Annotated in this window: 9 protein-coding genes; 4 read left to right on the top strand and 5 right to left on the bottom strand. The window is 66.4% G+C overall.

What is annotated here, in order from left to right; genetic code table 11:
- The coding region (locus Q1N79_RS02425; protein ID WP_300603677.1) for a hypothetical protein at positions 1–183 on the bottom strand (183 nt) is incomplete at its 3' end.
- A 533-nt stretch (positions 184–716) separates the two neighbouring features.
- Positions 717–1,493: a lytic transglycosylase domain-containing protein gene (locus Q1N79_RS02420; RefSeq protein ID WP_300603674.1), complete on the bottom strand. Its 777-nt coding sequence runs from the start codon at positions 1,491–1,493 to the stop codon at positions 717–719.
- A gap of 580 nt (positions 1,494–2,073) precedes the next feature.
- On the opposite strand from Q1N79_RS02420, the gene Q1N79_RS02415 reads away from it, so the two are divergent.
- Both Q1N79_RS02415 and Q1N79_RS02410 read left to right on the top strand, forming a co-directional pair.
- A complete protein-coding gene (locus Q1N79_RS02415; RefSeq protein ID WP_300603672.1) occupies positions 2,074–2,937 on the top strand; it encodes a DUF559 domain-containing protein in 864 nt (287 codons plus the stop codon).
- A 34-nt stretch (positions 2,938–2,971) separates the two neighbouring features.
- The gene (locus Q1N79_RS02410; protein ID WP_300603669.1) at positions 2,972–3,850 is read left to right on the top strand and encodes a LysR family transcriptional regulator; all 879 of its coding nucleotides are present in this window, start codon (positions 2,972–2,974) and stop codon (positions 3,848–3,850) included.
- A gap of 59 nt (positions 3,851–3,909) precedes the next feature.
- Here the strand turns inward: Q1N79_RS02410 and Q1N79_RS02405 are convergent, their stop codons facing one another.
- The 3 genes from Q1N79_RS02405 to Q1N79_RS02395 form a co-directional block, all read right to left on the bottom strand.
- The gene (locus Q1N79_RS02405) at positions 3,910–4,998 is read right to left on the bottom strand and encodes an RICIN domain-containing protein (protein ID WP_300603665.1); all 1,089 of its coding nucleotides are present in this window, start codon (positions 4,996–4,998) and stop codon (positions 3,910–3,912) included.
- Positions 4,999–5,562: 564 nt separating this feature from the next.
- Positions 5,563–5,787: a DUF397 domain-containing protein gene (locus Q1N79_RS02400; RefSeq protein ID WP_300603662.1), complete on the bottom strand. Its 225-nt coding sequence runs from the start codon at positions 5,785–5,787 to the stop codon at positions 5,563–5,565.
- Between the two features lie 121 nt (positions 5,788–5,908).
- Entirely contained in the window at positions 5,909–6,781 is an 873-nt protein-coding gene (locus Q1N79_RS02395) for a helix-turn-helix transcriptional regulator (RefSeq protein ID WP_300603659.1), read from the bottom strand.
- Between the two features lie 332 nt (positions 6,782–7,113).
- On the opposite strand from Q1N79_RS02395, the gene Q1N79_RS02390 reads away from it, so the two are divergent.
- Together Q1N79_RS02390 and Q1N79_RS02385 are read left to right on the top strand one after the other, a co-directional pair.
- Entirely contained in the window at positions 7,114–7,335 is a 222-nt protein-coding gene (locus tag Q1N79_RS02390; protein ID WP_300603656.1) for a hypothetical protein, read from the top strand.
- Positions 7,336–7,493: 158 nt separating this feature from the next.
- On the top strand, positions 7,494–8,046 hold a 553-nt coding region (locus Q1N79_RS02385; protein ID WP_300603653.1), incomplete at its 3' end, for an alanine racemase.

Here is an 8,046-nt window from a genome sequence, read left to right as displayed (position 1 = left end):
CGCCGCGCCAGCCGGGTGGCCGGCGCGGCCGGACACCGCCTGCACGGCTGCCCTGGAGGGAGCGGCTGACGCGGACGGCCAGGTGGCCGCGGTCGCCGCGGCCGCGGTAGCGACGCAGAGCGCGCCGCCGGCGGCGAGAACGGTGAATTTGGTCGGTCTTACATGCGGCAAATGCCGTGTCAAGGAAGAACCTTCGGTCGGGCGCGTGTCCACACCATGCGACACGCGCTGTTTCCACTCCTGACGACCACGATCCGCGATCGCCGGGAAGCATCGCCGGCGGGCGGCAGACGTCGGGCAGGCGGACTTGACGCGGGTCAGGGCGCCAGGTCACTCAGGGTGACCGTCACGCATGCCGGAGTGCTTGCAGCAGTCGACCATGCCAGACGATTCGCCGTGTAACGGCCATAACGCCATGTGATGTAGATCACGCCACCGTTATCCGCATTGCCGCGAGCGCCGCGAAATGCCGTCTGACTTGCGAATTCTCCGCTCGTGGCGGACCGATATGACGAATGTCACATTCGGGCTGAAACCGCCCATCGGGCCACATCGCGTTGCCAAATGCAACGCATCGCCGCCGAAGCGGCACGGAACCTGCCATCGGAGGCGGCGCAAAGCGTAGCTAAGCGAACACAAGGAGCAGATCGAGCTGCGGGCCGCATAACACGGGAATCCTTGCTGCATTGCGGCAATCCGGCTGCCGTAAGCAAGACTTAATAATAATTGTTCGCCAGCTCGAAATTCCAGGCTGCGCACGGCGTGCCATATACCTGCTTGATGTACCCGAGGCCCCATTTGATCTGAGTAGTCGGGTCGGTCTGCCAGTCCGGGCCGGCGCTTGCCATCTTGCTGCCGGGCAGGGCCTGCGGGATGCCGTACGCGCCGCTGGCGTTTTCCGCGTCGTACACCCAGCCGCTCTCCCGGTTCCACAGGTCGAGCAGGCAGCCCCACTGAGTCTGCTGGCTGAAGCCGAATGAGGGGAGCATCTCGTACCCGATCTCCTGTGCGGTACCCGGGTCAGGGGGCGGGGCGCTGATGCTGGTGATTCCCTCGGAGTCGGAAGAGGAGGATGCGCTGTCGGACTGCGCCGCGATGACCTGCGAGGGGTTCACCATCACGGGCTTGGACGCCACGGTAAGCGTCTTCGCGGCCGCGTTCATCACGATGAGCAGCTGCCGCTCTTGCTCGAGCATCGCGACCGAACCGCTGTGCGGGAGCGAGTCGATGGCCTCCGCCAGGCTGTTCGCGCCGCTGCCAGCGCGGCTCATCACCTTGGCGCCGACGGCCACCGCCGCGACGAGTACGACCGCGACGACAAAAGCGGGCAGGACAATTCCGGTGCGGTGGAAGATGCCCCGCCGCTTGCGGCGGGAACTCCGCGACCCGCGTGCCGAACTCCACCCGTCAGTTGCCGCACTTCGCGACTCGAAGGTCGCGGTCGCCGACGCTGGCCTTGTCGCCTCAAGCATCGCGGTCCGGTGTCGTGACAACGCAGTCCCTTCGGTCCGTGCCGCCTTATCTACCGCTGCCGATCAACGATGCCAGAAAGGAAGTTGATCTGCCCGCAACTTCGGCAAGAAAGAAGTCGGGAGGTTTACCTGGCATTCTGTGACGCTAATCACAGTCTTATAACACGATCCGTGACAGTTGCAGGCTAACTGGCGCGATGATCCGCGCCATGAGCGATGCAGGGGAGCCCGTTCGCCCGTGCCTGACCCAGTCGGCGTGCCGCGCTTCGGCGCCCCGTCGCGCTCAGCTCCCCGCCGCCCGCCCCGGCGCTGCCGCCACCCGCTCCGACGCGCCGCCACCCGCTCCGGCGCGCCGCCGACGCTGCCGCTCCCCTCGCGCCACGACATCAGCCGTCGCATCAGCATCACCTATCCACTTGGCACACTCCATGCATGGACAAAACGCCCATAACGGACCGGAAAAAGGTCACAGAGTGTATAAAGTCGGCCGGCATGCCGATGCGGTGCAGCGGGCATACCACATAATGTGACTCTTCGGAATTATCCAGACACGCTTCGTAAGGCAACGGTCAGAACATACGCCCAGTGGCGGGCCGCGGCCGTGACGACGGCCCAGTTGCGCACGCTCGTGCGTTCCGGCGACCTGGTGCAGGTCCGGTACGGTGCCTACGCCACCCGGCGGGCCGCCGCCGCGGCCGAGAACAACCCGCGCTACGCGCACGCGCTTCAGGTCGCCGCGGTACGCGCGTGCGTCGGGCGCGATGTCGTCGGCAGCCACGATTCCGCGGCCCTGATCCACGGCTTCGAGCTGCTCATACAGCCATCAGCGGAGGTTGTGACGCTGACCTGCCCACGACCGAAGCCGAGAAGAACGCGCGCGACGGCAGGCATCTGCTTCCACCGCGCCGAACTCCCTGACCAGCACGTGGCAAGGGCATACGGTACGCGGGTCACCACGCCCGCCCGCACGGTCATCGACCTGGCGCGCATGGTGCCGTTCATGGAGGCGGTCGTCGCGGCGGACTCCGCGCTGCGCGCCGGAGCGACGACAAGGGAGGAGCTCGCGCGTGTCTGCGAAGCCTGCGCGCGATGGCCGCGGATCGCCTCGGCCAGGCATGCCGTCGCGTTCAGCAGCCCTTTAGCGGAATCGGCGCTTGAGTCGTGCGCTCGGGTGCGGTTCGACGCGTTCGGCCTGGAAGCACCGCAGCTTCAAGTAACGATCCGCGGTCCGGGGTTCGTCTACCGGGTCGACTTCTGCTGGGAGAAGCACAAGACGATCGCGGAGGCCGACGGCCTGGCGAAGTACACGAGCCGGGATGACATGCTCGCGCAGTTCAGGCGCGACCGGCTGCTGCGCGACGCCGGCTACAAGGTGGTCCATTTCACCTGGCGCGAGCTCTTCGATACCCCGGAGATGGTGATCGTCCGCATCCGCAAGGCCATGGCCGACCCGACGCCGTATTAGGGCTCCGAGACCGCCGGCGGGAGATGATGAGCGTGTGGAGTTGCGTCACCTGGAGTACTTCATAGCGGTAGCGGAGGAGTTGTCCTTCACCCGCGCGTCGCGGCGGCTGCACGTGGTGCAGTCCGGGGTGTCGAGCGCGATCCAGGGACTGGAGCGGGAGCTCGGCGCCACGCTGTTCGACAGGGACAGGCACCGGGTCACCCTCACCGACGCGGGGCGGGCGCTGCTGCCCGAGGCGCGGGCCACGCTCGCCGCCGCGCAGGCGGCGGCGGACGCGGTCGCCGAGGCGACGGCGGGGCTGCGGGGGACGCTGTCGATCGGCACGATGGTCGCCACCGGCTCGGTCGACGTGCCCGCGCTCCTCGGGCGGTTCCACAACCAGCACCCGGGCGTCCTCGTGCGGCTGCGGGTCGCGAGTGGCGGTTCGGCGGAACTGGCGGCCGAGGTCATCAGCGGCGAACTTGACCTGGCGCTGCTGTCACTTCCCGGCGCGGCACCGTCCGGCCTGAGGGTACGGCCGCTGGCGCACGAGCCGCTCGTGGTGATCTGCGCCACGGACCACCCGCTGGCCACGGCCGGGCAGGCGGCGCTCGAAACGCTGGCGAACGAGTCCTTCATCGATTTCCCCGCGGGCTGGGGCACCAGGGCGGTCGTCGATCGCGCGTTCGCCACCGCGGGCCTGGATCGGCAGGTCTCGTTCGAGGTCCCCGAGTACGGGACCGCCACCGCGCTGGCCCGCAACGGCCTCGGCATCGCCTTCGTGCCCACCTCGGTCGCCGACCGCATCGACGGCGTGGTCGCGGTGCAGATCGCGCCGCCGCTGACCTGGCGGATCATGGCCGCGACATCGGCGGCCAGGCGGCCGTCCGCCGCCGCGCGCGCGTTCCTCGCCGAACTGGCCGCCCGCGCCTGACTTCGGGCTCGCGCCGTAAGCCGCTCGCCAGGCGCCTGGCGAGCGGCCACGGACAGGCGCTAAGGCAGGTTGTAGACCCACTGGAACTCGTTGAGGCCGTTGAAGCTCATCTTGCCGCTGGCCGAGACGCTGATGGCGTCCGTGCCGCTGGCGCCCGCGTTTTCATCGATGACATAGATCTTGCCGGTGCTCAGCGAGACCCTGGTGACGACGGCGACATGCCCGGTCAGGTCGCTGGCACTCCACATGCTGATGATGTCACCGGGCACGAGGGTGCTCTCGTAGTTGCTGACACCGCCGGTGGCGCCGCCGGGAGATATGCCGAACTGCGGGTGTGCCTTGTAGACCGCCCACGCGAAAGATCCGCCGTTCGCCTCCGGCGGGGTAAGCCCGGTCACGTAGTAGAAATACCGGGCCGCGAGCTCAACGCACTGGAAGCCGTCTGAATCCAGCGTGACCCCGTTGTACTTGATGTCTCCCTGGTTGTTGCTCTTCGTGCCGTCGTACGCAACGCCGCAGGCGGCCACGCCGTCGAACGTCGTGCCCATGTACGGGACGTGGTAGGTGGCGCAGAAGGAAGACGATGCCCAGTCGAGCCGCCACAGCTGTTCTGGGTGCGTGTTGCAGGCCCACAGCTGGACGGGGTCACCGCTCTTGGGATAGTCCTTGCTGTTCGCGTCCAGGCACATGCCGGTGCCGGTGCTCTGCAGCTGACCCAGGCTATTGAGCGTCCATTCCTGCTCTGGATGCGTGTTACACGTCCACAGCTGGATGTTGTCGCCGCTGTTGGGGTAGTGCTGGCTGTTGGCGTCCAGGCACACGTCGGTGCCGGCACTTTGCAGCTGCCCCGCGCCGGTAAGCGTCCACTCCTGTTCGGGGTGGTTGTTGCAGGCCCACAGCTGGATGTTGTCGCCGCTGCTGGGATAGTGCTGGCTGTTGGCGTCCAGGCACATCCCCCAGTCCCCCGCATTCACGAAATTAGCGGCCGGCCCGCCGAGCTGCGCGAGGCCCTGCGGCGCGGTCGTGGCGGGCAGCGCGTGGCCTGCCGCGGCGGCGAAAGCAGCTGCCGAAAGACCGAAACCGGTCATCCCGGCAGCTAGCACCGCCGCCACGACAACGGCCCTGGCCCTGCGCGCGAAGTATTTCATTCCCGTCCCCCTCGATCTGGATCTCCCGATTCCCCGGCTGGGCTCATTACGTAAGACTGCTAGACAATAAGGCGGGATGACACGCCGCGCGTCTCAATTCCGGATTGCGTCGATGTGCCCGCGTTTCGGCCGGTCAGTCGCGGATGGACTGGCGGGCGCGGCGGACGGTGAACGACCCCGGCGAGGAGGGTGAGCGGCAGCCGGCACAGCGTGGCTTCGAGCGCGACCGCATGGCGGGCCCAGGCCGGGCGGACGGTGGTCTCGAGCAGGTTGCCGGTCTTCCTGCGCCCCTCCCGCGACGCCGCCCACGCTGCGCGCGATCAGCTCGTCGTCGATCACTTGATCCATCGCACCTGGTGCGGAACCGGTTCACGATCGCATCCGGTTAACGACGGCAGCGGCAGCGACGGGTTCTCAAGGCCCTCGAACTGACTGTCCGCAATCACGCAAATACCAACAAGACCGTTCAGGGAAGGCTCGCCAATTCCCTCGGCGGATCGAGTTCACGTTCCCCGGCCGCCTGATCGATCTTTGTGTGATGAACCCAAAAAAATATATACGATTTTAGGGATGCGCATCGAATCCAGAAGCGCGTACACGCGCCAGGAAAGCCGTCCATGCCTGCAGCGGAATCGGAAGGACGGGCCCATTGGCGTGCTTTGAGTCGCGGAGCAGGACAAGTCCGTTGACGAACGCTACCTCCAAGCAGCCGCCACTGTTGGAAAGCGTGCTCTTCCGCCACACAGGTGCCGGTTCGTCGTCGTAATCGGCCACTGGTCCCCCCTTCATGCAGGCGCCGCGGCTACCGCGATGAACCGTCCGGACGCTGCCGGTGAAAGGACATTGTATGCGCGATACGGCGCGCTGACCATCCTTGCCGGGGACCTCATGGGTGATTACCGGGGAGCTGTCAACCCGGCTGCGACATTTCCTCGGCGATTCTTGTGAGTAGCGCGAGGGACTCCCGGGGGCCAAGAGAGACTTTTACCAGCCGCGCGAAGGCTTCTCGGTAACGCAACGTCTCCTCCGGATCATCACTGATGATGTCACCGCGGGGACTTTCCAGGAAAACGATGTCGCTGTCCGCGGGGTCAGCAAAATCGATTATCTCGAAAGGACCCTTCATGCCTGGATGGAGGCCTGCGGAGAATGGAATGATTTCCAGTGTCACGTTCGCGTGCTCTGCCACCTCAATCAGACGTCTGAGCTGGCCACGCATGATCGAGTAGCCACCGACCACCCGGCGGACGGCGGCCTCGTCGAGCATGAATTGGAACAACGGGGGATTCTCGCTGTCCAGCAGTTCTTCACGCCTGATACGCAGGTCCACAAGTGCACGCAGCCGGTCAGACCCCGACCGCTCGTCAAAGTAATCCTGAATAACGGCGCGCGCGTAGTCCTCTGTCTGCAGGATCCCGGGAATGAACATCGACTCGAATTGCCGCACGGCAGAGGCGACAGACTCATATTCTATCAGTTGAAGGAGCAATGGGGGGGCCACGTTACTATAGGCACTCCACCACGACCGCTCCCTAGCAGCTCGCGCCAGCACTAGGAGAGAGCTAACCCGTTCAGGCTCTGTGACCTCGTAGAGGCGGAGCAACGCCTTGAGGTCGTTGGCGCTTATGCCGCTGGACCCTCCCTCAATACGGATGATCTTCGATAGCGACCAGTCCATCTCGGCGGCCACTTGCTCCTGGGTTAGCCCCCTCAGTTGGCGTTCCTTCCGGAGTTCGGTGCGAAGACGCCGCCGTTGTACCAAGGGGCTCCCACCGTCGGCCATGACTGATCCTCCCGCGACTCCGACAACAACATCACCTTGACTAGCAGGAAGCTGCCACAGGGCACGCTGACAGCTCGCATCCTCGTCTGTCGCGCAGGCCAAGGCAAGCCGCCACGCTCTTAACACCGACCCACTGCTCGGCGTCTCGGATCGTTTCAGCGCCTCGCTCCAGTGCGGGTACTCGAGTGCGCCTGGCTCCAGTACAGGAAAGCCCCGATGCTAGTCGCGATCTGATAGCTAGTCAACTGCAACATGTCACTATGACATATTGCACTTTGACCTGATCATGTGAGATATTTGAGTCAAGCTCAGCTGCGCTCTTGGGGGTACAGATGTCCATGCTGATCTTCGTGGTAGGTGTCCTGCTAGGCACGCTGTTCGGCGGAACGCTATGCGTCCGCTACCTGCGCCGTGAGATCGCGGCCGACATCGGCCCGCAACTCCGGCAGCTCAATCTCAAGATCGAGACGCTCGAGGGGATCATCAACCTCGCGCTCGCCACTCGGTACGCCGAGCTGAGCGCCTCAACGATCACCCGGATCGTGAACGACTAGGGGCAGCCGTCCACCCTTGGACCTTGTTCCGGGGAATGGGGGAGTCGCGGCCCGCGAGCACGCTCGCGGACCGCGACCTAAGTATCTGGCCAAGTTCATGCCTTATCTATATATGCACCCAGCGTGGTCGCGGCGCGCGGTGGCGCGAGAATGAGACCGTGCTTGTTCCCGACGACCTCGAGACGCCGGCCGTGGTGGTCGACCCCGGGCGGGTGGAGCGGAACCTTGCCCGGATGGCGGCCGCGGCCGGCGCCGCAGGCGTCGCCTTGCGGCCCCACGCGAAGACGCACAAGTGCCTGGCGATCGCCAGGCGGCAGCTCGCGCACGGGGCCGCCGGGCTGACCGTCGCGACGCTCGCGGAGGCGGAGCTGTTCGCGGGCGACGGCTGCCCGAGCGTGTTCATCGCCTACCCGCTGTGGGCCGGGCCGGACTCGCGGCGCGCCCGGCTCGCGGCGGTGCGCGAGCGGACCGCCCTGCGGGTCGGCGTGGACAGCGTGACGGCCGCGGCGCAGCTGGCGGCCGCGGTCCCCGGCGTGCAGGTGCTCATCGAGGTCGACTCCGGCCAGCACAGGTCCGGCGTGGCTCCCGGCCAGGTGGCCGCGCTAGCGGCCGGCTGCCTGCGGCTCGGCCTCGACGTGGCCGGGGCGTTCACCCACCCGGGGCACGCGTACGGCTCGCCGACGGACGTGCCGCGGGCCGCCGACGACGAGC

The organism is Trebonia sp. (assembly GCF_030042015.1).
Lineage (GTDB): Bacteria > Actinomycetota > Actinomycetes > Streptosporangiales > Streptosporangiaceae > Trebonia.
This window is presented reverse-complemented; position numbering and strand designations above follow the sequence as displayed.

Excerpts from the sequence above, each read along its gene's own strand:
- Q1N79_RS02405 (WP_300603665.1), bottom strand. The coding sequence starts at position 4,998 with ATGAAATACTTCGCGCGCAGGGCCAGGGCCGTTGTCGTGGCGGCGGTG.
- Q1N79_RS02400 (WP_300603662.1), bottom strand. The coding sequence starts at position 5,787 with ATGAAGGGGGGACCAGTGGCCGATTACGACGACGAACCGGCACCTGTG.
- Q1N79_RS02395 (WP_300603659.1), bottom strand. The coding sequence starts at position 6,781 with ATGGCCGACGGTGGGAGCCCCTTGGTACAACGGCGGCGTCTTCGCACC.
- Q1N79_RS02390 (WP_300603656.1), top strand. The coding sequence starts at position 7,114 with ATGTCCATGCTGATCTTCGTGGTAGGTGTCCTGCTAGGCACGCTGTTC.